The organism is Streptococcus cameli (genome assembly GCF_053207365.1).
In genome coordinates, this window is sequence record NZ_JBRUIM010000001.1 from 87,531 (window position 1) to 107,572 (window position 20,042).

Consider the following 20,042-nt stretch of genomic DNA (forward strand, 5'->3'; position numbering starts at 1 on the left):
GAATTTTTTTCTTGGACTGAGAAACGAAAACCTAATCTCCTTGTAACATTTTTAACAAAACTCTAATTGAAATGACATATGGAAAGGATATGATAGAGACTGGTCGTTTTAAAGGAGAATAGTGTGTTTTTATCAGTCAAAAAAAAATATCTGGCTGCAATTAGTGTAGCATTCATTAGTGTTATTGTTGTGATGTGGACGCCGTCTGTTTCGGCAGATTCGAAAACATCTTCATTAGGGCTCGGAAAAGGGATTTCTAAAATAGTATCCGAAGCTAGTCTTCATCAAAAAGATATTCAAGTTATAGTTTATACTCCCAATACCTATCCAATTGGTCAGTGTACTTGGGGAGCAAAAGAGTTGGCTCCTTGGATTGGGAACAATTGGGGTAATGCCGGAGAATGGGCTAGTGTGGCTGCATCAGAAGGCTACACTGTTTCCACCGTTCCAAAAGTCGGTGCTGTCATGGTTTGGACAGATGGTGGTTATGGACACGTGGCGGTTGTCACAGAAGTGAGAAACGATGGTTTGATTCAAGTGGAAGAATCAAACTATGCAGGAAACATGACCATCGGTAATTACCGCGGTGTCTTTGATCCTGTTATGGAAACAGCCTATGCTCAGGTATCTTTCATTTATCCAAAATAAAAAACCTTTGAGGAAACTCAAAGGTTTTTTATTTAGTCGTTATCTGGTGTCAAAATCATTGGAATAATGATAGGTTCACGCTCTGTCTTTTCATAAAGGAAAGGACGAAGGGCGTTAACGATAGCACCGTTAACGGATTGGACATTGGCGTCCTTGTTCTTCAAGGCGATGCGAATGGCGTTGAAGAGGATTTGTTGGCACTCTCGGATCAGTTGACCGGATTCTCTCATGTAGATAAATCCACGACTGAGGAGATCTGGTCCAGCTAAAATCATCTGTGTCTTGAAATCAACAGTGGCTACTGCTAGGACAACTCCATCTTCAGAAAGATCACGGCGGTCTTTCAAGACTGCTGCGCCGATTTCACCGATTCGGTTACCGTCGACATAAATGTCTTGGGCGTTGAAATGGCCAGAAATGCGGGCGCTGTCTTTGGTAAGAGCCAGGACATCACCGTTTTCCATGATGAAAATATTGTTCTTATCCACCCCGGTATCAACGGCTAGGCCAGCATGGATTTTTTGCATGCGGTATTCACCGTGGACAGGCATGAAGTATTTTGGTTTGATCAGGCGGAGCATAAGTTTTTGCTCTTGCTGGCCACCATGTCCAGAGGTATGGATATTGTTAATCTTACCGTGGATGACTTCGACACCAGCCTCAATCAAGATGTTGATCAGCTTGTTGACTCCTGTTGTGTTTCCTGGAATGGGACTGGATGAGAAGATGACCGTGTCCCCTGGTTGGAGTTGCACTTGGCGGTGAGTACCATGGGCAATCCGAGAGAGGGCTGCCATCGGCTCTCCTTGGCTTCCTGTACAGAGAATCATAATTTCGCCAGCAGGGTATTCTTTGATCGCGTTAGGCTCGATAAAGGTATCTTTTGGTACCTTGATATAGCCCAATTCAATCCCGTTCACAATGGCTTTTTCCATAGAACGGCCAAAGACAGCGATTTTTCGACCGGTTTTGACAGCCGCATCGGCCGCTTGTTGCAGACGGAAAATATTGGAGGCGAAGGAGGCAAAGATAATTCGTCCGTGAATGCCTTCAATCAATTTGGTGATGGATTGGCCAACCACTTTTTCTGAATTGGTAAAGGTTGGAACTTCGGCGTTGGTAGAGTCAGACAGTAAGCAAAGGACGCCTTCTTCTCCAAGAGCAGCCATCCGGTGCAAGTCCGCAGGTTCCCCAACTGGGGTGAAGTCAAACTTAAAGTCACCGGTACAGACGATTTTTCCTTGTGGTGTATCAATGACAACGCCCAAGGGTTCTGGAATCGAGTGAGTGGTACGGAAGAAAGTGACTTTGAGATTTTTAAAGGTCAACTCGGTATTGTGGTTAATTTCGTGAAGGGTAGCGTCTCTCAGGAGACCGTGTTCTTCTAATTTTCCTCGAATCAAAGCAAGGGCTAGTGGTCCGGCATAGATTGGGACATTGGCCTGTTTTAAGAGGAAGGGAATTCCACCGATGTGGTCTTCGTGACCGTGGGTGATCACCACCCCTTTGACTCGATCCAGGTTTTCGACAATGTAAGAGTAGTCTGGGATAACGTAGTCGATACCCAATAATTCATCTTCTGGGAATTTGATCCCGGCATCGACAATCAAAATTTCATCTTGGTATTCAATACCATAGGTGTTTTTACCAATTTCCCCCAAACCACCGATGGCAAATACGCCAACTTCTTCTGGTTTTAAATTTACTGAGGACATGGATTAAAACTCCGTAATCTGAAAATCTGCATGAGTTTTTTCATACTCAAGGTGGTTGTCGGATAAGAGTTCGATAAACTCAATGTTGTATGTTGTGTTTTTCTCGACCAATTGGCGGGCTGCGATGCGTCCTTCTAATTCGTTGGCAGCATCTATTTCCAAATATAAGGAAAGAGTTTGCTCGCGTCTTGGACTACGTTCTTTGGTTTCTTGGTAAAATACTTTGTAAATCATGTATATCCTTTCTTTGTATCAAACAACTATCAAAAATTGACAGGAAGGGAAGTCTTACTGTTGTTTTCTATTCAATTTTTTGGAGTTGTTGGTTTTGTGTTGTGCTTTACAATTAGTACCATTATACCACAAAATAACTTCGGATTGTTAGGAGATGATGCATAAATGAAAAAGAAATGGTTTTCATTGTTTTTTCAAAAATAGTTCAGGTGAGAAAAAGATAAGAAAGTGGCAAGATTTGAAAAAAAGCAGGATATAGCTTACAATAGGTAGGAAGAAAGTAAAAGGAAGTAACGATGAAAGTTTTAGCCCTGGATACCTCGAACCAAGCCTTGTCTGTGGCTCTTTTGGACGAAGAGAGCTTGGTTGCTGAACAACTCTTAACCATTAAAAAGAACCACAGCATTAGTTTGATGCCAACGATTGATTTTTTAGTGGCATCCGCAGGCTGGAAACCAACCGATATTGAACGGATTGTGGTAGCCAAAGGGCCTGGCTCCTATACGGGATTGCGGGTAGCGGTTGCGACAGCCAAAACTCTGGCTTATGCCTTGAAAGCAGACTTGGTCGGCGTGTCCAGTCTTTATAGCTTGGCAGCTATGGTATCTGAGGTGGGTCTAGTGATTCCCCTCATGGATGCGAGACGAAACAATGTTTATGCCGGCTTTTATGAAAAAGGCAAAGCAGTTATGGCAGATGGGCATTTTTCATTTGAAACGGTCTTGCAGCGTGCCAAAGAATGGGGCCAGGTCACGTTCGTTGGTGAAGTGACACCTTTCATCGAGCAGATTCAGGAGCAATTACCAGAGGCCAAAATTCAGTCCAGCTGGCCATCAGCTTACGAAATCGGAAAATATGGTCTGGGTCTGGAACCACAAAACATCCATGCCTTTGAACCGGATTACCTCAAACGGGTTGAAGCCGAAGAAAATTGGTTGAAATCCAATACAGAATCCCAAACGGACTACATCAAGAGGGTCTGATATGGGGACAGCAAAAGAGGTAGAGGCCATTATGGCAGCTTGTTACGGAAGCTCTCCCTGGAGTTTGGAGCAAATTGAAGCAGATATGGCCCAGCCCGATACCCACTATTATTTTGTGGGGAAAGAAGAATCAGTTGGCTTTCTGTCTCTGTTAGACTTAGGAGAAGAAGCAGAGATTACCAATATTGCGGTTCTTCCAGCTTATCGGGGACAAGGGCTTGGGCATGAATTGGTGGACAAGGCCACCCAATTTCAGGGTGACTTGTTTTTGGAAGTTCGAGAGAGCAATGTTGTAGCCCGTAAACTCTACCAAGAATATGGCTTTGTGGACTTGGCCGTACGAAAAAACTATTACCACGATCCTGTGGAAGATGCCGTCATGATGAGGAGAGAAGGATGACAGATCGATATATTTTAGCCATTGAATCGTCCTGTGACGAAACCAGTGTGGCTGTTTTAAAAAATGACACAGAGTTGTTGAGCAATATCATCGCCAGTCAGGTAGAAAGTCACAAACGATTTGGCGGGGTGGTGCCAGAAGTAGCCAGTCGCCACCATGTAGAAGTTGTAACCTTGTGCATTGAGGATGCCTTGCAGGAAGCGGGAGTGGAGGCCGCAGATTTATCGGCAGTTGCTGTCACCTATGGTCCTGGTTTGGTCGGAGCCCTCTTGGTTGGCATGTCGGCTGCTAAAGCCTTTGCATGGGCACATGGCTTGCCCTTAATACCTGTAAACCACATGGCTGGTCACTTGATGGCTGCCCGTCAGGTCAAGGAGCTAACCTATCCACTGCTGGCCCTCTTGGTCTCAGGTGGGCATACGGAATTGGTTTATGTTCCAGAGCCAGGAGTGTATCAAATCGTTGGGGAAACCCGTGACGATGCTGTGGGAGAAGCCTATGATAAGGTTGGACGGGTCATGGGTTTGACCTATCCAGCTGGCAGAGAAATTGACGAACTGGCCCACAAGGGACAAGATGTTTACTATTTCCCACGCGCCATGATCAAGGAAGATCATCTGGAATTTTCGTTTTCTGGGCTCAAGTCTGCCTTTATCAATCTCTATCACAATGCCCAACAAAAGGGCGAGGAATTGGTGGTCGAGGACCTATGTGCTTCCTTTCAGGCAGCGGTTATGGATATCTTGATGGCCAAGACGAAGAAAGCCTTGGAACGCTACCCTGTCGAGACCCTTGTGGTAGCGGGAGGAGTTGCTGCCAACCAGGGCTTGAAAGAACGGCTGGCTGAAGAGCTATTGGATGTGGATGTATTGATTCCGCCGTTTCGCTTGTGCGGAGACAATGCAGGTATGATTGCCTTAGCTGCAGCTGTCGAGTTTGAAAAAGGCCATGTAGCCCCTTTGGATCTCAATGCCAAGCCAAGTTTAGTCTTTGATAGTATTAATTAGTCTTTGATAGTATTAAATAGAAGGAAAATGTTTTTGAAATTGTTCAAAAACATTTTTTATGTTATACTGTTAGAATATTCAGAATTTAGGAGAAAGCATGAAAGAAAAAGGATTTATAGATGGTATGAGAGATGCCATGCCTACGGCTTTAGGCTATATATCGATTGGTCTAGCCTTTGGGGTGGTTGCGGCCAATGCGGGTCTGTCAGCTGTAGAAGTCTTGCTCTTGTCCCTTTTGGTGTATGGTGGATCTGCTCAATTTGCTATGTGTGCACTGCTTGTAGCAGGTGCAGATATGGTGACCATTCTCGTAACGATTTTTTTAGTCAATTTACGCAACATGCTCATGACCTTGCATGCAACAACTATTTTTACAGAAACAAGTTTTTGGCATAATATGGGGATTGCTAGCTTGATGACGGACGAAAGTTATGGGGTCTTGTTGGGAGAACAGGTGCACAATGACCGTATTTCGGCTTCCTGGATGCATGGGAATAATGTGTTGAGTTATGCAGCTTGGGTTTCTTCGACGGTTGTGGGTTGTCTATTGGGAAATGCCATTCCAAATCCGGAGACCTTTGGTTTGGATTTTGCCTTGGTGGCCATGTTTATCGGTCTCTTGGTGAGCCAATTGGATGCCATGTTATTGACGGAAAAAGTCAAAAAAATTGTTTGGATTTTGCTAGTGGTAGGCATCAGTTTCCTAGCCTTGTCTATAATAGTATCGGAGTCATTGGCAGTTTTATTAGCGACCTTGATGGGGTGTGCAACGGGGGTATGGATTGATGAACACTAGTCATTTTGTGGTAACAGTGATTTTGTTGGGCTTTTTGGTGTCTTGGATTCCACGCGTGGCTCCTTTTATACTGGTCAAGTACAAGGGGCTACCATCAAAAGTCGTTCAATTTTTACGCTACCTGCCATTGTCGATTTTATTTGCCTTGACCGTTTCGAGTCTTTTTCAGGAAGAAGTGGGAAGAGTACCACGTTTACAGACTTTGGAATTTTTGGCAGCGATTCCCACTCTTTACATCGCCTATAAGTCTAAAAATCTCTTATATGCTGTTTTGACAGGGATAATCTGTATGGCTGTTATTAGACTTGCTTTTTAAGAGAAACCAGGATCTTTCCTGGTTTTTTTATTGTTAAAGGATAGAGGGGTGATTTTACACAATTCTTTCCATTGCCTCATGGGGATTTTACAAAAACTTTACAAAACTAAGGGAGTGGATTTGATGTTTGGTGTGTAGAATGGTGTTCGTAAAGTAATTAAGAATTTAGGAGTTCATCATGAAAAAACAATCAATCTTAACCAAGCTATCTCTAGTTGGTCTTGCGAGCATTACTTTCCTTACGGCTTGTGGGCAGGCTGGAGGCGGCTCATCCTCCCAAACCATCAATGTGGTCTCTCGTGAAGATGGCTCAGGGACACGCGGTGCCTTTGTCGAGTTGTTTGGCGTTTTAGAGAAAAATGATGCCGGCGAAAAAGTCGATATGACAAGTGACAAGGCGATGATTACCAACTCAACAGCTGTCATGCTGACAACGGTAGCGGGTGATGCCAATGCCATTGGTTATGTATCCATGGGATCCTTGGATGAGAGCGTAAAAGCCATGAAAATTGATGGTGCTGAGGCAAGTGTCGATGGCATTAAAGATGGTAGTTACAAAATTTCACGTCCTTTTAACATTGTGACCAAAGAGAAATTAAGTGATGCAGCGCAAGATTTCATGAACTTTGTCCTAAGTGATGAAGGGCAGGCTGTCGTTGAAGAAACAGGCTATATCGCTGTTGAAACCAAGGGTGCTTATACTGCAACAGCTGATTCGGGTAAAGTCGTGATTTCGGGCTCCAGTTCTGTGACACCGGTTATGGAAAAATTAAAAGAGAGCTACAGCAAAATTAACTCAAAAGTGGAAGTGGAAATCCAACAAAGTGATTCGTCAACGGGTATCACAAATGCCATTGACGGAACGGCTGACATCGGTATGGCTTCCCGTGAATTGGAAGATGAAGAAATCCAACAAGGTGTATCGCCAACAGTGATTGCCATCGACGGTATCGCTGTCATTGCCAACAAAGAAAATAAGGTTGAAGAATTGTCCAGCGACCAAGTCAAGGCAATCTACACTGGTGAAACAACCAGTTGGGATGGCCTTTCAGACTAAGGAGTCTTAGATGAATCAGTTGAAAGAAAAAGTCATGCAAGCAGTATTTTTCCTTACTGCCTGCATTTCTATTATGTCGGTCTTATTGATCTGTATTTTCCTCTTTTCCTATGGCTTACCAGCCATCCAAGAGATTGGATTAATCAATTTTTTATTTGGAACAGTGTGGAGGCCAGACAATAAACTCTTTGGAATTTTGCCCATGATTGTAGGCTCCATCTATGTTACGATTGGAGCCTTGATTGTCGGCGTACCAACAGGGATTCTAACAGCTATTTTTATGACCCATTTTTGCCCTGAGAAAATCTATGGACCGCTAAAAGCGACCATTAATTTGATGGCGGGCATCCCATCTGTTGTCTTTGGTTTCTTTGGTTTGGTGGTCTTGGTTCCCTTTGTAAGGAGTCATTTTGGTGGGTTTGGAATGGGTGTTTTGACAGCTTCTATTCTCTTGGGCTTGATGATTTTACCAACGATTATCAGTGTCTCTGAAAGTTCATTGCGTGCCGTTCCTTCTTCTTATTATGAAGGGGGGTTGGCCTTAGGAGCTTCGCATGAACGCAGTGTCTTTTTTGCGGTAGTTCCGGCAGCCAAACGAGGCATCTTAGCCGGTGTCATCTTAGGGATTGGCCGGGCCATTGGAGAAACCATGGCGGTTATGATGGTGGCTGGGAACCAAGCGGTTCTTCCAGATTCCTTGACTTCGGGTGTACGGACCTTGACGACCAATATCGTAATGGAAATGGGTTACTCTAGTGGCCTGCACCGGGCAGCCTTGATTGGGACGGCAGTTGTATTATTTGTCTTTATCCTGATTATCAATTTGAGTTTCTCACTGTTAAACAAAGAGGATTAGTATGGAACAGATCAACAAACGCACCTTTAAACAGGAGTGGCAGGCTCGAAAACGAGACACCGTTTCTTTGCTCTTATATCTGATTAGCAATGGCGCAGCCTTTTTAACCTTTATTGGGATTCTCTTTATTATTGGTTATATCTTAATCAAGGGAATACCACATTTGAAACCAGACTTATTTGCCTGGGTTTACAACTCTGAAAATGTGTCCTTGCTGCCCGCCTTTATCAACACTCTTTTTATGACCGTCTTATCCTTGGCGATTGCGGTACCGATTGGAATTGGGGCTTCTATTTATTTGACGGAATATGCGAGACGAGACAATCCTTTTGTCAAGGTCATTCGTATTGCGACAGAGACCTTATCAGGGATTCCATCCATCATTTACGGTTTGTTTGGCTCCCTCTTCTTTGTGAAGTTTGCGGGTCTGGGCATGTCCTTGTTATCTGGTGCCATTACCTTGAGTATTATGATTTTGCCTCTGATTATGCGGACGACAGAAGAAGCCCTCTTGTCCGTTCCAGATAGTTACCGAGAAGGCGCTTTTGCTCTTGGAGCTGGGAAATTACGGACAATTGGCCGGATTGTTTTGCCAAGTGCTATGCCTGGGATTTTTTCTGGGGTGATTTTAGCCATTGGGCGGATTGTCGGAGAATCCGCAGCTCTGATTTTCACAGCAGGAACAGTTGCAGAAGTTGCTAAAACGGTCTTTCGTTCTTCTAGAACGCTGGCTGTTCACATGTATGTTATTTCTGGAGAGGGGCTCTATATCAACCAAACCTATGCGACAGCTGTTGTCCTCTTGGTCTTGGTGATTGTCATTAACCTTTTGTCAGAATGGATTGCGAAACGATTAGGAAGTGTACCAACCAATGAGTAAATTAGTCATTAAAGATTTAGATTTGTATTATGGCGATTTCCACGCCTTGAAGAACATCAATTTAGACATTAAAGAAAAAGAAATTACCGCCTTTATTGGCCCTTCGGGTTGTGGGAAATCAACCCTCTTAAAAAGTTTAAACCGGATGAATGACCTGGTCAAAAATTGCCGGATTACAGGCGATGTAGAATTGGATGCAGAAGATGTTTACCGGGATATGGACATCAACCTCTTACGCAAGAAGGTCGGAATGGTCTTTCAAAAGCCCAATCCTTTTCCGATGAGCATTTATGACAACATTGCCTTTGGACCGAGGACCCATGGGATTCACAACAAGGCGCAGTTGGATGAGATTGTGGAACGTTCCCTTAAGCAAGCGGCGATTTGGGATGAGGTCAAGGACCGTCTTCACAAATCTGCTCTTGGCATGTCGGGCGGGCAACAACAACGTCTTTGTATTGCACGTGCCTTGGCTATTGAGCCGGATGTCCTCTTGATGGATGAACCCACCAGTGCCTTGGACCCCATCTCAACTGCAAAAATTGAAGAATTGGTGATGGAATTAAAGGACAAGTACACCATTGTCATTGTCACCCACAACATGCAACAAGCGGTGCGGATCTCAGACAAGACAGCCTTTTTCTTGCTGGGAGAGGTCGTGGAGTACAACAAAACCAGCCAGCTCTTCTCAATGCCCCAAGATGAACGGACAGAAAACTACATTACAGGGAGATTTGGATAATGATACGGACCACCTTTCAACAACAATTGCAGTCTTTAAACAACAACTTAATTATCATGGGCGCTTTGTGCGAAGACATTATTGCTAGCTCCTTGCGTTCTTTGGATGCAGGGACAGTGGATTTTGTCGAAAATGTCAGTGAAACCCATCAGAAAATTGAGCAGATGGAGCGAGATATTGAAGAGCAGTGTTTGAAATTGCTCCTGCGGCAACAACCGGTTGCCAAAGACCTGCGCCGCATTTCTTCAGCCTTAAAAATGGTCTACGATATGAAGCGAATCGGTGCTCAATCTGCAGAAGTGGCAGACATCATTGCCAATCAAAACCTGCAGGATAGCTTTGCCTTGGAATTTCTTCGGGAAATGGCCGGTGTTGTCATCAAAATGGTAACAGAGAGCATCGATGCCTTTGTGCAGGAAAATGAAGTTTTGGCCTATGAAGTTGTGAAAAAAGATGACATTGTTGACCAACATTTTGATACAATAAAAGAAGAATTGATTCGTTATTTCAGCCACCAGATGGAAGATGTGGAACACATCATTGATCTCTTGATGGTTGCAAAATATTTGGAGCGAATCGGGGATCATACGGTTAATATTGCCAAGTGGGTTATTTATTCTATGACAGGTCAATTAGATGGAGAACAAGCATGATTTATTGTGTAGAAGATGACGACGATATCAGAGAATTGATGCTCTATACCTTACGGAATACGGGTTTTGAAGCAAAAGGATTTGCGGATGCAGAAGGGTTCTGGCAGGTAGTTTTTGATGCACCAGTTGAATTGATTATTTTAGATGTGGTGCTGCCAGGTGAAGACGGCGTCAGTCTCTTGACGCGTTTGCGTGAGGACAGTCGAACGTCTTCTATTCCGATTATCATGGCCACTGCCAAAGGGACCGAATACGATAAAGTAAAAGGATTGGATTTGGGAGCAGATGATTATTTGGTCAAGCCTTTTGGCATGATGGAAATGATTTCGCGGATCAAAGCCGTTTTGCGTCGGGCCCGTTCCAATGATGAGAAAAACAAGGTTCGCTTTGGAGACCTAACGCTGGAGCCACAGAGCCATATTGTGCGCAACCGCGAAGAAAAGGTGCTCTTAACCTTGAAAGAATTTGAACTCTTGTCCCTCTTGATGCTCAATCCGAATCGGGTCTTTACCAGACAAGAACTCTTGGATCGGGTTTGGGGTGAGCAATTCTTTGGGGAAACCAGGACGGTTGATGTCCACATTGGGACCTTACGAACCAAAATAGGAGACTGCGGTAGCTACATCAAGACCGTTCGAGGTGTGGGCTACCGAATGGAGGACAATCGTGATTAAAAAAATTTTTCACTCAACGCTTCTGGCCAATTTGCTTGTCCTCTTGACAACATTGATTTTGATTATTGGCGCCTTGTATCGGTATTTTACGGACATCCAATTGGAGCAGTTGCAGACGCAAACAGCCCTGGCTGCTCAAGGGGTCGGTTTTGAAGGGAAGGATTACTTTGACGGCCTCAAAACCAATAATGTCCGCATTACATGGGTGGACAATGAGGGAGTCGTTCTTTACGATACAAAAAATGATCCAACAACGATGGAAAACCATGGCGGTCGAAAAGAGATTCAGCAAGCTCTTGAAACAGGATATGGAGAGAGTCGGCGGTATTCGTCTACTTTGACCCAAACCTCTCTCTATGTCGCGCAACGCCTCAATAATGGGACAGTTGTCCGCTTATCGGTGACCCAAGAAAGTATTTTGCTTCTCTTGTTGGGCATGATTTACCCAGTGGTTTTCATTGTCTTGGTAGCCATCTTTATTTCGATTTGGGTGGCCCGTTACACAGCCAAACGCATCGTCCTTCCACTCAACCATCTCAATTTGGATGCGCCGCTTGAAAATGCCGCCTATGAAGAAATTTCACCTTTGTTGCGACGGATTGACAAACAGCAACGAGAATTGACCAGCCAAGAACAATTGCTGACAGAGAAGAAAAATCAGTTTGATACCATCATTTCGAAAATCAAAGAAGGCATGCTCTTGTTAGATGACCAGCTGCAGATTATCAGTATGAACCATGCGGCCCAGCAACTCTTTCAAGTGAGCGAATCACCACTTGGGAAAGACATCTTGGAAGTCGTTCGCGATGTGCAACTCCATGAACTGCTGGAGCAAGGCTTAAAAGGTGAGAAATGTGAAGGCATCTTACATGTGGAAAGCCAGCATTACAAGGTCTTGATTCGTCCGATTCTGGCCGAGGAGCGGGTAACAGGCTTGGTGGTGCTCTTATTTGACATTACAGAGCAGCTGCAAACAGAACAACTTCGTCGAGAGTTTACAGCCAATGTCTCCCACGAACTCAAAACGCCTCTTCACATTATTTCGGGCTATTCTGAGATGATGCAGAGCGACATGGTTTCAGAGAGTGATATGCGGCAATTTGCGGGTAAGATTTACCAAGAATCCAAGCGCATGGTCAAATTGGTCGAAGATGTCATTAACCTCTCTCAGTTAGATGAAAAACCACAACTGGATCAGCAAGAAATCGACTTGTATCAATTGGCCCAAGAGAGTTTAGATAGCCTGGCCAGCAAAGCTAGCAATAAGCAGGTAAGCTTGCATTTGGAAGGCCAATCTGCCCCTTATATTGGCAATCCCTCCCTCTTATCTTCTGTGATTTTTAATCTCTGTGACAATGCCATTACCTACAACAAGGAAGGTGGCGAGGTCATCGTACGGGTTGAACCAACAGATAGTGGCATAACCCTCCAAGTCAGCGATACGGGAATCGGCATTCCAAAAGAGGAAGAAGAGCGAATTTTTGAGCGCTTTTACAGGATTGACAAGAGCCGTTCTAAAAAAGTTGGCGGAACAGGTCTTGGCTTGTCCATTGTCAAACACGCCCTTAAACGCCATCAGGCTAGCCTGACCTTAGATAGCGAGCTTGGAAAAGGAACGACCGTGACGGTCCAGTTCCCAGTAGTAGAAAATACATAATCGTAAAAATCCCTTAGAATAGTGTTTCTAAGGGATTTGTTTTTTACTTTAAGACAAAGGTTTTGGGAGCTTTTTTCAAGAGAATGAGATAACCGATTGCAACATAAGCAAGGAGCACCAGTGAAACGCTCAGAAGATAGATGGGGCCGCTCAGATTCATTTGAAGATTGAGGTAGGCTACCCAGTAGAGAGCTCCGCTAAGGAACCTATAAATGGGATTGACCACTTCCATATCCTTGGTAAAGGGTTGCAAGAGGTAGTAGATAAAGAGGTCATGGAAGGAAAAGAGGGCTGTGAGACTAACCAGTAAGAGGGCAAATAAGAGTAGGAACTGCCAAGAATAGGCAAATCCACCCCAAATCCAGCACATGAAAAAGATCGCGGCCGCCAAGCTCAGATTGTACTGGAAGGTCTTAAAGAAGCGGAAACGAAAGCCGTCTAAGATGGTTCTGGGCTCCCGATAAAAAGGATAGTGCAGCATAGCGATGTCACAGTTGACAAAAACCATCTGTGCAATGGGACGCCCCATGGAACAAAAGTACATGAGCGTAAAGGTCAGTGGCAGCAAGTCCATCAATAGCTTTTCTGGTAGAAATTCTTTGTAATAGAAACTACCTCCAAGACCAACCAGACTGGCTACGGCAAAGCCAATCAACCAATTGCGTTGGCGTTTCCAGAGGATACTGCGGTAACGTTGGAACAAGAGGGCGTTGAGATAGGCCATGCCAGTCAGATGGGATAGGTCTTTTTGGTCGTCCAAGGTTAGTTTTTTCTGCATATCCACGCCCTGACGAGTGTATTCACTGCCAGATTTGATGCCTTCAACGACTTGGTCGGTCTCAGATGATTTTTCCATCGAAAAGGCATAAAATGTTTCCTTGTTTTTGTAGGATCTTAGATAGATTAGGCTCATCACTAGGAGCACGCCCTGCAGGAGACAAATCCCGATGAGAAGAGGTGTTCGGACCCACTGGTTTACAAAAACGACTGCTGGCAGAAGGAGTATGCTTCCGATTAGGTTGATCCAAACGAGTCCCTCCACCCGTTTCTTGGGCCACTGTTTCTCATAGAGGTAGCGGGTCAGACTGGCAGCCGTAAAACGACTGGCTAACAGGGCGATAATTCCCACTATTAGAATCCAAGGATTTTTGGAAAGAAAACTAAGAAGAAGGAGGGGCGGTAGGTAATAAAGGGATTGGACAATCGGAGTAGCATAGAGTTTGGTCTCTAAAAATTCTGTCCGTGACAGGGTAAAGTACTGGATAAAGTCCCGCTCTGCTTTGTCAATATGGTAGCCAAAATGAGAGAGAAAATGCACAGACCATGCCACTATAATCAACCAAAGAAGTAGGCCCAATTCTTCCTGATGAGCAAAAGGAGCAAAGAGCTCTTTGTTGGCCAGCAGATTGGTTGCGACCCTGGCAATGACGACATAGAGTCCCAGCCATAGACCCTTCATCAGAAATCTAAACGGAAAAAAGAAGATGGTATAGAGGATAAAGAAGATGGATTTGACATCGTAGGCACTGTAAATCCTCTCTGGTATAGCTTTTCCGATCAAAGGAATCCGTCTTAGGTAATAAAAGAGGCCATTTAACTGCTTATGGGCTTGGTAAAATTCCTGAATTCGTGTGTAGTTCCACCATTGTTTCATAGGCCACCTCTTAGTTATCAGCTAGCAAGCTGACAATTTCTTGCTCGAAATCAGCATCGTGCAGGCGTTCTGACGAAATGCCCTGCAATTGGTGGTGGTGCAAGAGAACAATCTCATCACACAAGTCCTGGGCCAATTGTAAAATATGGGTTGAAAAGATAATGATGGAATCTTTTTTGGCTTCGCGGATCAATTGCTTGAATTCGTGGGCGGCAACAGGATCAAAAGATGTCAAGGGCTCATCTAAGAGCAGGACAGGTGGCTGCACAATCAAGGATAGGAGCATCTGGACCTTGTTTTGCATGCCATGGGAATAGTCCTTGAGCAGGCGGTGCTGATCATCGGGGGCAATTCCAATTAAGGTGAGCCAGTCTTGAGGTGTTCGTGGGGAGACAATCTGCTCCTTGTGGACGTCCATGTAAAAACGGATAAACTCAAAGGCTGTCATAAAAGCAGGCAGTTGAGGCGAGGTCTGTGTAAAGCCGATTTCAGTATTGCGGTAGTCTCTTGCCACCTCTTCTTCTACAAGCGAAATACGGCCAGCATCCAGTTGGAGATTTTTGGCAATGGCGTTGAAAAGAGTGGTTTTCCCCGCTCCATTTCGCCCAAGTAGGCCATAAATCTTCCCTTTTTCAAAGGAAAAACTAGCCTGGTCAAAGATGACTTTTTTATCAAACGCTTTGGAAATGGTGTCGATTTTCAGTTTCATACAGCCCTCCTATTTGTTTTTTTGTCTTAGTGTTATCATACAATAAAAACCCAAAAAAATCAAGCCAGATTTGACTTGATTTTAAAAAGAAGAAAGCGGTCTTTTCTGTATTCCAGTTGGTGAGAAATTATCATCCTGGAGCCATTTTTGCAATTTGTCTTTTATAGTAAGCCACTCCTTATCAAGAATAGAGAACCAATCTGTATCTCTATTGCGTTGATGATAGACAATTGCTTGTCTAAAGGTTCCCTCGAATTGGAACCCTAAGCGCAAAGCTGCTTGGCGAGAGGCTAAGTTTAGATGGTCACATTTCCATTTGGGAAGATTTGTTAAGGACATAAACAAAATTTTTTTGATAAATTTATATCTTCTCTGTTTCTCTCTTGATTAGCCTTAGTATTTTATCCTTGTATGTTTCGCCTGTACCTTGCTTGAAATGTAGGTTTACAGTATATTTTGTCTTCCCAATATCCATTATTAACTGTTTATGTGGTGGTGCTTTTATTTCTCTTTTTTCTTCTTCCATGTGTTCTCCTTTCCGCTTTCTTAGACAAAGAAAAAACAGTAAACCTTTTTTGATTTACTGTTTCGTAAGTTGTTATATCATTGCTTGTATTTAATTGTTTTACTTCGACAAACTGGGATTTATTTGTTTTTCTTAAAAACAAGAAAAGTATTATTATTCCAATAACTTTATGTATGAAATTTTCCGCTAAAAAGCTTCTATCTGTTTTAATAACAAAATATTCTATAATTCTAAATAACAACAACACTAGAAATAATTCCAAAGTCCTTATTAAATACTTTGATTTGGCTTTATCGTTCATTTGTTTTTCCTTTACTTAATATATTTAATAAGAAACCCTTGTCAAAATATTTATTTTCCTAAGCTTTTTACTTCATTTATCAGCAAAAGGCTAAATAAAACTTCGAAAACAATCATAGTAATTGCAAGTACATATGTATCAAATTTTAATCCAATTACTAGAGAAACAATTGGTATTATGATGGAAAGAATGAAATAACTTTTTGATTTATATAACCAGCTATAAGGCATAAGGTGTGCTCCAAAAATCATTGAAATCACCATTAACATTTTTTCTGGAACAGTTGGATATACCCACATTGCAATCAGTAAGTATAACATTTGATTTGCTGAAAACAATAATCCCAATTTATTTAATGGATTACTTTTATTTTGAAAATCAACTTTAATAATTTTTGAAATTAAAAATGATAAGGGCATCAATGGCGCCGTACAGCAAAATGTCAATAAATTTTTTGTAAGTATTGGTAAATTAGTAAGATGTACACACAAAACAGCAATCCATATTACCACTGAAGCAAGAATAATATGTAAACCTTTTTTCTGCTTTATTGCACAATCATTTCTCAATTCTTCTAAATTCATATATTTCCTCCAATAAAGTTATGATAATTTATTATATAATTAAATTTTTCACAGTACAATCGCAAATTCAAATTTTTCTATCTCAATAATCAACAATATTATACCATGATTGCTTCATGGGTATTTTTGAATATAATGAGTTCATCTTCTTTCGCCTTTCTTCGTTTCTTGGTCTTATAATCAAGGCATATTGTTTTACCAAGTACAGTATGTCCCATATATTCTTGCTTTTCTAAGATATAGCTTACTGTGGTTGGTGTCCAAAAATACGGGTCTTCTATTCCTCTTTTCTTGGAGCTATGGTTATTTTCGGGGTAATGTATTTCTGCATAGGCTGATGGGATAAGGACTTTATCTTTGGTTAGTATATCTGCTATCTGTGTTACTCCATATCCCTCTATTACAAGCCTATAAATGCGTTTTACGACCTTTGCACTCTCTTTATCGACAAGTAGCTCCTGTTTATTCTTAGGGTTTCTAAAATAGCCGTATGGAACGCTTGGTGATACTCTTTTACCCTCTTCCATTCTTGCTCTAAAGATAGATTGTATTTTCCTTGAGGTATCTCTTGCATACCATTCGTTCATAATGTTTAGAAATGGGGTAAAGTCGCTTTCTGCTTGTTTCTCACTGTCTATTCCGTTATTGATGGCAATAAACCTTACTCCCTTTTCTTTGAAGAGTATTTCGGTGTAAAAGCCTACTTTGAGGTAATCTCTGCCAAATCTACTCATATCTTTTACTATCACAGTAGATACTTTGTTTTCTTCTACTGCTTTTATCATCTTTTGAAATCCCTCTCTATCAAAGGTTGTTCCGCTTACTCCATCATCTGTATAGTGATAGATATTTACAAAGCCGTTTCTTTTTGCATAGCTTTCAAGTAATTGCTTTTGATTTGTGATGGAATTGCTTTCTCCTTGCATTTCATCATCACGACTTAAACGCTCATAAAGGGCTGTTTGTCCTATTCTTTTCGTATTTGACATGAGAATTACCTCCTTTCCAAGTTTTTATTATTTTCTCTGTCCCTAAGAGGTTAATCCTTTCGGATCAGTTACGCAATATGACGAGTGAATCTGCATAAGGTTAGGTTTGACATAAAATCTTGTCTTACCACTTCCTGATCCATCGATTACAAGTACATTCTTGTTACGAGCATACTTTGGATTAGCCGGTCTACCATTCATAGTTAGGCGTTCTGTCTGGGTAAGCAAGATATTGTTTTGAAACTTTTCATCCATGTATGGCTCAATATCTTTCTTATTTCCCCAGGAAGCGTTTTGTCAAGTACCTTTTCTTATTTATTGACGCAACCATTTGACATGAAAAGTGGTTTATGTTATACAAATCATACTAATGGTGGGAGGTAGTAATATGAAACACCCAGAAGGGAAATACGCTTGGACTGTTAAGGTAGGAGAAAAAGGGCAATTTGTTATACCTAAAGAGGCTCGTGATGTTTTCAACATTAAGCCCGGCGATACTTTAATTGTTCTAGCAGATGTAAATAAAGGTATAGCCATTCCCCCTAAAAATATGTTCTCACATTTGATGGATACAGTTTTTAATCAAAATGCAGAAAAGGAGGACAAAGAATGAATTCAATAATCATTAAAGAACTTACAAAAAAATACGGAAGTGTAGTTTCCGTAAATAATCTTAATTTGTCAATTGAACAAGGCGAGTTGTTTGCATTACTTGGTGTAAATGGTGCAGGAAAAACCACAACGATAAAAATGTTATCTTGTTTGATAGAACCCACAAGTGGTGATGCTTTGCTTCTTAACGACAGCATTATCTCAAATCCCAATGCGATAAAAGAAAAAACCAATATTTCACCACAGGAAACGGCAGTAGCTGCAAACCTATCTGTTTTAGAGAATTTAGAATTTGTCGCGGGAATATATGGACAAAATAGTAAAACAGCGAAAAAAAAGCTCATGAAATGGCACAAAAATTTGGTTTGGAAAATGAATTGAGTAAGAAAGCCAAAAATTTGTCTGGTGGAATGCAACGCCGCCTTTCTATTGCTATGGCTCTGATTTCAGAACCTCAAATTTTATTTTTAGACGAACCGACTTTAGGACTTGATGTCTTGGCTCGTCGTGAACTATGGTCTTCCATCAAATCATTAAAAGGAAAAGTTACAATAATTCTTACAACTCATTATATGGATGAGGTCGAAAATTTATCCGATCGAGTGGGAATAATGGCAAAGGGACAATTAACAGCAGTAGGTACAGTACCAGAATTAACTACACAAACGGGTACTTCTAAATTAGAAGATGCCTTTGTTATGCTTTCAGGAGGTATATTATGAGAATGTTTCTATTTGCAAAGCGTAATATAAAAGAGATTTTGCGTGACCCTATCAATCTTTTTTTTGGTCTTGGCTTTCCACTTGTTTTGTTAGCCTTGTTATCTATTATCAATTCTGCTATTCCGCCCGAAGCAAAAAACACGATGTTTCAAATAAATAATCTCGCACCGGGCTTGACAATGTTCGGTAGTGTATTTATGGCGTTATTTGCAGGTATGTTGTTATCAAAAGACCGTACCTCTTCTTTCCTAATGCGTTTATTTACATCTCCTATGACTGCGACTGATTTCATTTTAGGTTATACTTTACCTATGATAGTTATGACAATCGTACAAGCTACAATAACCCTATTAGTAGCAGGATTTTTGGGACTTGATATAAATATCAATATTCTTTTTGCGATTATTATGACCGCTTTAACTTCATTATTATTTGTTGGTACAGGTTTGTTTTTCGGTAGTATTCTGAATGATAAAGCAGTTAGTGGAGTTTGTGGTGCATTGTTGACTAATGTTGCAGGATGGCTATCTGGAGTTTTTATTCCAATTGATTTGATAGGCGGTGCTTTCAAAACAATAACTAATATTTTACCGTTTTATCATAGTGTTGAAGCAATAAGGATAAGTTTAAGCGGTAATTTCAATAATCTTCTTCCTCATTTGCTTGTCGTAATAGGATATACCATAGTCATTTTTATTTTCGCTATTATAATTTTTAACCGCAAAATGAATGGCGAAAAAGCATAAAAATAAATACCAAATTCATACCTCCTTTCCAAGTTTTTATTATTTTCTCTGTCCCTATAAGGTTAATCCATTCGTAACGACGATAACACAGGGTTTCAAATACGTAGCGCATGATGAGGAAATGGGCCTCTGTTCCTTGTCTTGTTTTTTGGAGGGTTTCAGAAAATATTACCCACCCTATCTCAATGACGCGATGCTGTGGTTGTGTCCGTAATAAAGCAAATGTACCAACAGCTTTATTACTTGTCTTATCGATAATGGCAAGGTAATAGGGATCAGTAGAGTGACTGATCCCTTCGATATAAGTGGCAAAAGAGTTTTCGTCTTCAAAACGATTGAGAGGAAGGTAGGTCCAATTTTTATGATGAGAAGTTGGGCCATATGCTTGATACAGATCTTCGACATGCTTTTTAGAGAGTTTTTCGATACGAACTGTTTTTCCATCCAATTCATTTATATTTGGTTGCAAACCAGGTTGGTAATCAGGAAGGCTTTCGCCGATTTCTTGCATATACTCATTGATAGCCATTAAGAACTCTCCTTATTTTTGGTTGATATTACTGTACCATATATTCTAAAAA

At 41.7% G+C, this 20,042-nt stretch carries 24 protein-coding genes and 4 pseudogenes; 17 read left to right on the forward strand and 11 right to left on the reverse strand.

Annotation, left to right across the window (positions count from 1 at the left end; translation table 11 throughout):
• The first annotated feature begins 123 nt into the window (after window positions 1-123).
• Complete coding sequence (locus ACVR1I_RS00430) at window positions 124-648, forward strand: CHAP domain-containing protein (protein WP_447442086.1); 525 nt, start codon at window positions 124-126, stop codon at window positions 646-648.
• Window positions 649-680: 32 nt separating this feature from the next.
• Here the strand turns inward: ACVR1I_RS00430 and rnjA are convergent, their stop codons facing one another.
• Window positions 681-2,363: a ribonuclease J1 gene (gene rnjA / locus ACVR1I_RS00435; protein ID WP_447442087.1), complete on the reverse strand. Its 1,683-nt coding sequence runs from the start codon at window positions 2,361-2,363 to the stop codon at window positions 681-683.
• 3 nt (window positions 2,364-2,366) lie between these two features.
• On the reverse strand, window positions 2,367-2,597 hold the full coding sequence (rpoY, locus tag ACVR1I_RS00440) for a DNA-directed RNA polymerase subunit epsilon (protein ID WP_447442088.1): 231 nt from the start codon (window positions 2,595-2,597) through the stop codon (window positions 2,367-2,369).
• A gap of 296 nt (window positions 2,598-2,893) precedes the next feature.
• Between rpoY and tsaB the strand changes: the two genes are divergently transcribed.
• The 12 genes from tsaB (at window position 2,894) to ACVR1I_RS00500 (ending at window position 12,618) form a co-directional block, all read left to right on the forward strand.
• On the forward strand, window positions 2,894-3,580 hold the full coding sequence (gene tsaB / locus ACVR1I_RS00445) for a tRNA (adenosine(37)-N6)-threonylcarbamoyltransferase complex dimerization subunit type 1 TsaB (RefSeq protein WP_447442089.1): 687 nt from the start codon (window positions 2,894-2,896) through the stop codon (window positions 3,578-3,580).
• A gap of 1 nt (window position 3,581) precedes the next feature.
• A complete protein-coding gene (rimI, locus tag ACVR1I_RS00450; RefSeq protein WP_447442090.1) occupies window positions 3,582-3,980 on the forward strand; it encodes a ribosomal protein S18-alanine N-acetyltransferase in 399 nt (132 codons plus the stop codon).
• Window positions 3,977-4,987, forward strand: a complete 1,011-nt coding sequence (gene tsaD / locus ACVR1I_RS00455) for a tRNA (adenosine(37)-N6)-threonylcarbamoyltransferase complex transferase subunit TsaD (RefSeq protein WP_447442091.1) — start codon at window positions 3,977-3,979, stop codon at window positions 4,985-4,987. The genes rimI and tsaD overlap by 4 nt, the downstream gene beginning before the upstream one ends.
• A 97-nt stretch (window positions 4,988-5,084) precedes the next feature.
• A complete protein-coding gene (locus ACVR1I_RS00460) occupies window positions 5,085-5,783 on the forward strand; it encodes an AzlC family ABC transporter permease (protein WP_447442092.1) in 699 nt (232 codons plus the stop codon).
• Window positions 5,773-6,099, forward strand: a complete 327-nt coding sequence (locus tag ACVR1I_RS00465) for a branched-chain amino acid transport AzlD family protein (protein ID WP_447442093.1) — start codon at window positions 5,773-5,775, stop codon at window positions 6,097-6,099. Before ACVR1I_RS00460 ends, ACVR1I_RS00465 begins: the two co-directional genes overlap by 11 nt.
• A 178-nt stretch (window positions 6,100-6,277) precedes the next feature.
• On the forward strand, window positions 6,278-7,156 hold the full coding sequence (locus ACVR1I_RS00470) for a substrate-binding domain-containing protein (RefSeq protein ID WP_447442094.1): 879 nt from the start codon (window positions 6,278-6,280) through the stop codon (window positions 7,154-7,156).
• A gap of 10 nt (window positions 7,157-7,166) precedes the next feature.
• Entirely contained in the window at window positions 7,167-8,012 is an 846-nt protein-coding gene (gene pstC, locus ACVR1I_RS00475; RefSeq protein WP_447442095.1) for a phosphate ABC transporter permease subunit PstC, read from the forward strand.
• A gap of 1 nt (window position 8,013) precedes the next feature.
• Window positions 8,014-8,892: a phosphate ABC transporter permease PstA gene (gene pstA / locus ACVR1I_RS00480; RefSeq protein ID WP_447442096.1), complete on the forward strand. Its 879-nt coding sequence runs from the start codon at window positions 8,014-8,016 to the stop codon at window positions 8,890-8,892.
• On the forward strand, window positions 8,885-9,634 hold the full coding sequence (pstB, locus tag ACVR1I_RS00485) for a phosphate ABC transporter ATP-binding protein PstB (protein ID WP_447442097.1): 750 nt from the start codon (window positions 8,885-8,887) through the stop codon (window positions 9,632-9,634). Before pstA ends, pstB begins: the two co-directional genes overlap by 8 nt.
• Window positions 9,634-10,287 carry a phosphate signaling complex protein PhoU gene (phoU, locus tag ACVR1I_RS00490; RefSeq protein WP_447442098.1) on the forward strand — a complete coding sequence of 218 codons (654 nt, stop codon included), beginning with the start codon at window positions 9,634-9,636 and terminating at the stop codon, window positions 10,285-10,287. Before pstB ends, phoU begins: the two co-directional genes overlap by 1 nt.
• The gene (locus tag ACVR1I_RS00495) at window positions 10,284-10,961 is read left to right on the forward strand and encodes a winged helix-turn-helix domain-containing protein (RefSeq protein ID WP_447442099.1); all 678 of its coding nucleotides are present in this window, start codon (window positions 10,284-10,286) and stop codon (window positions 10,959-10,961) included. Before phoU ends, ACVR1I_RS00495 begins: the two co-directional genes overlap by 4 nt.
• Window positions 10,954-12,618, forward strand: coding sequence for an ATP-binding protein (locus ACVR1I_RS00500; protein WP_447442100.1), 1,665 nt, complete (start codon window positions 10,954-10,956; stop codon window positions 12,616-12,618). The genes ACVR1I_RS00495 and ACVR1I_RS00500 overlap by 8 nt, the downstream gene beginning before the upstream one ends.
• A gap of 43 nt (window positions 12,619-12,661) precedes the next feature.
• Here the strand turns inward: ACVR1I_RS00500 and ACVR1I_RS00505 are convergent, their stop codons facing one another.
• The 8 genes and pseudogenes from ACVR1I_RS00505 to ACVR1I_RS00540 form a co-directional block, all read right to left on the reverse strand.
• Entirely contained in the window at window positions 12,662-14,272 is a 1,611-nt protein-coding gene (locus ACVR1I_RS00505; protein ID WP_447442101.1) for a hypothetical protein, read from the reverse strand.
• Window positions 14,273-14,282: 10 nt separating this feature from the next.
• A complete protein-coding gene (locus ACVR1I_RS00510; RefSeq protein WP_447442102.1) occupies window positions 14,283-14,981 on the reverse strand; it encodes an ABC transporter ATP-binding protein in 699 nt (232 codons plus the stop codon).
• 81 nt (window positions 14,982-15,062) lie between these two features.
• Window positions 15,063-15,299 (reverse strand): annotated as a pseudogene (locus tag ACVR1I_RS00515) (GNAT family N-acetyltransferase); the annotation flags it as partial.
• Window positions 15,300-15,342: 43 nt separating this feature from the next.
• Entirely contained in the window at window positions 15,343-15,507 is a 165-nt protein-coding gene (locus ACVR1I_RS00520; RefSeq protein ID WP_018165299.1) for a transposon-encoded TnpW family protein, read from the reverse strand.
• Window positions 15,467-15,808, reverse strand: a complete 342-nt coding sequence (locus tag ACVR1I_RS00525) for a hypothetical protein (protein WP_447442103.1) — start codon at window positions 15,806-15,808, stop codon at window positions 15,467-15,469. Before ACVR1I_RS00525 ends, ACVR1I_RS00520 begins: the two co-directional genes overlap by 41 nt.
• 50 nt (window positions 15,809-15,858) lie before the next feature.
• Window positions 15,859-16,392, reverse strand: a complete 534-nt coding sequence (locus ACVR1I_RS00530; protein WP_447442104.1) for a DUF7010 family protein — start codon at window positions 16,390-16,392, stop codon at window positions 15,859-15,861.
• A 104-nt stretch (window positions 16,393-16,496) separates the two neighbouring features.
• Window positions 16,497-17,381 (reverse strand): annotated as a pseudogene (locus ACVR1I_RS00535) (recombinase family protein); the annotation flags it as partial.
• 54 nt (window positions 17,382-17,435) lie between these two features.
• Window positions 17,436-17,675: pseudogene (locus ACVR1I_RS00540) on the reverse strand (type IV secretory system conjugative DNA transfer family protein); the annotation flags it as partial.
• Between the two features lie 94 nt (window positions 17,676-17,769).
• Between ACVR1I_RS00540 and ACVR1I_RS00545 the strand changes: the two are divergent.
• The 4 genes and pseudogenes from ACVR1I_RS00545 to ACVR1I_RS00560 all read left to right on the forward strand — a co-directional run bounded on the left by ACVR1I_RS00545 (window position 17,770) and on the right by ACVR1I_RS00560 (window position 19,461).
• Entirely contained in the window at window positions 17,770-17,994 is a 225-nt protein-coding gene (locus ACVR1I_RS00545) for an AbrB/MazE/SpoVT family DNA-binding domain-containing protein (protein ID WP_307121572.1), read from the forward strand.
• Window positions 17,991-18,415, forward strand: a pseudogene (locus tag ACVR1I_RS00550) (ATP-binding cassette domain-containing protein); the annotation flags it as partial. The gene ACVR1I_RS00545 and the pseudogene ACVR1I_RS00550, both read left to right, overlap by 4 nt.
• A gap of 12 nt (window positions 18,416-18,427) precedes the next feature.
• The gene (locus ACVR1I_RS00555; RefSeq protein ID WP_447442986.1) at window positions 18,428-18,715 is read left to right on the forward strand and encodes an AAA family ATPase; all 288 of its coding nucleotides are present in this window, start codon (window positions 18,428-18,430) and stop codon (window positions 18,713-18,715) included.
• Window positions 18,712-19,461, forward strand: coding sequence for an ABC transporter permease (locus ACVR1I_RS00560; protein WP_447442105.1), 750 nt, complete (start codon window positions 18,712-18,714; stop codon window positions 19,459-19,461). Before ACVR1I_RS00555 ends, ACVR1I_RS00560 begins: the two co-directional genes overlap by 4 nt.
• Here the strand turns inward: ACVR1I_RS00560 and ACVR1I_RS00565 are convergent.
• On the reverse strand, window positions 19,430-19,990 hold the full coding sequence (locus tag ACVR1I_RS00565) for a GNAT family N-acetyltransferase (protein WP_447442106.1): 561 nt from the start codon (window positions 19,988-19,990) through the stop codon (window positions 19,430-19,432). The two genes, ACVR1I_RS00560 and ACVR1I_RS00565, sit on opposite strands and share 32 nt — an antisense overlap.
• Window positions 19,991-20,042: the final 52 nt, after the last annotated feature.

Excerpts from the sequence above, each read along its gene's own strand:
- ACVR1I_RS00505 (WP_447442101.1), bottom strand. The coding sequence starts at position 14,272 with ATGAAACAATGGTGGAACTACACACGAATTCAGGAATTTTACCAAGCC.
- ACVR1I_RS00495 (WP_447442099.1), top strand. The coding sequence starts at position 10,284 with ATGATTTATTGTGTAGAAGATGACGACGATATCAGAGAATTGATGCTC.
- phoU (WP_447442098.1), top strand. The coding sequence starts at position 9,634 with ATGATACGGACCACCTTTCAACAACAATTGCAGTCTTTAAACAACAAC.
- ACVR1I_RS00565 (WP_447442106.1), bottom strand. The coding sequence starts at position 19,990 with ATGGCTATCAATGAGTATATGCAAGAAATCGGCGAAAGCCTTCCTGAT.
- ACVR1I_RS00470 (WP_447442094.1), top strand. The coding sequence starts at position 6,278 with ATGAAAAAACAATCAATCTTAACCAAGCTATCTCTAGTTGGTCTTGCG.
- pstC (WP_447442095.1), top strand. The coding sequence starts at position 7,167 with ATGAATCAGTTGAAAGAAAAAGTCATGCAAGCAGTATTTTTCCTTACT.
- ACVR1I_RS00560 (WP_447442105.1), top strand. The coding sequence starts at position 18,712 with ATGAGAATGTTTCTATTTGCAAAGCGTAATATAAAAGAGATTTTGCGT.
- ACVR1I_RS00555 (WP_447442986.1), top strand. The coding sequence starts at position 18,428 with ATGGCTCTGATTTCAGAACCTCAAATTTTATTTTTAGACGAACCGACT.
- rpoY (WP_447442088.1), bottom strand. The coding sequence starts at position 2,597 with ATGATTTACAAAGTATTTTACCAAGAAACCAAAGAACGTAGTCCAAGA.
- rnjA (WP_447442087.1), bottom strand. The coding sequence starts at position 2,363 with ATGTCCTCAGTAAATTTAAAACCAGAAGAAGTTGGCGTATTTGCCATC.
- tsaB (WP_447442089.1), top strand. The coding sequence starts at position 2,894 with ATGAAAGTTTTAGCCCTGGATACCTCGAACCAAGCCTTGTCTGTGGCT.
- ACVR1I_RS00460 (WP_447442092.1), top strand. The coding sequence starts at position 5,085 with ATGAAAGAAAAAGGATTTATAGATGGTATGAGAGATGCCATGCCTACG.
- tsaD (WP_447442091.1), top strand. The coding sequence starts at position 3,977 with ATGACAGATCGATATATTTTAGCCATTGAATCGTCCTGTGACGAAACC.
- ACVR1I_RS00545 (WP_307121572.1), top strand. The coding sequence starts at position 17,770 with ATGAAACACCCAGAAGGGAAATACGCTTGGACTGTTAAGGTAGGAGAA.
- pstA (WP_447442096.1), top strand. The coding sequence starts at position 8,014 with ATGGAACAGATCAACAAACGCACCTTTAAACAGGAGTGGCAGGCTCGA.
- ACVR1I_RS00520 (WP_018165299.1), bottom strand. The coding sequence starts at position 15,507 with ATGGAAGAAGAAAAAAGAGAAATAAAAGCACCACCACATAAACAGTTA.
- ACVR1I_RS00530 (WP_447442104.1), bottom strand. The coding sequence starts at position 16,392 with ATGAATTTAGAAGAATTGAGAAATGATTGTGCAATAAAGCAGAAAAAA.
- ACVR1I_RS00525 (WP_447442103.1), bottom strand. The coding sequence starts at position 15,808 with ATGAACGATAAAGCCAAATCAAAGTATTTAATAAGGACTTTGGAATTA.
- rimI (WP_447442090.1), top strand. The coding sequence starts at position 3,582 with ATGGGGACAGCAAAAGAGGTAGAGGCCATTATGGCAGCTTGTTACGGA.
- ACVR1I_RS00465 (WP_447442093.1), top strand. The coding sequence starts at position 5,773 with ATGAACACTAGTCATTTTGTGGTAACAGTGATTTTGTTGGGCTTTTTG.
- ACVR1I_RS00510 (WP_447442102.1), bottom strand. The coding sequence starts at position 14,981 with ATGAAACTGAAAATCGACACCATTTCCAAAGCGTTTGATAAAAAAGTC.
- pstB (WP_447442097.1), top strand. The coding sequence starts at position 8,885 with ATGAGTAAATTAGTCATTAAAGATTTAGATTTGTATTATGGCGATTTC.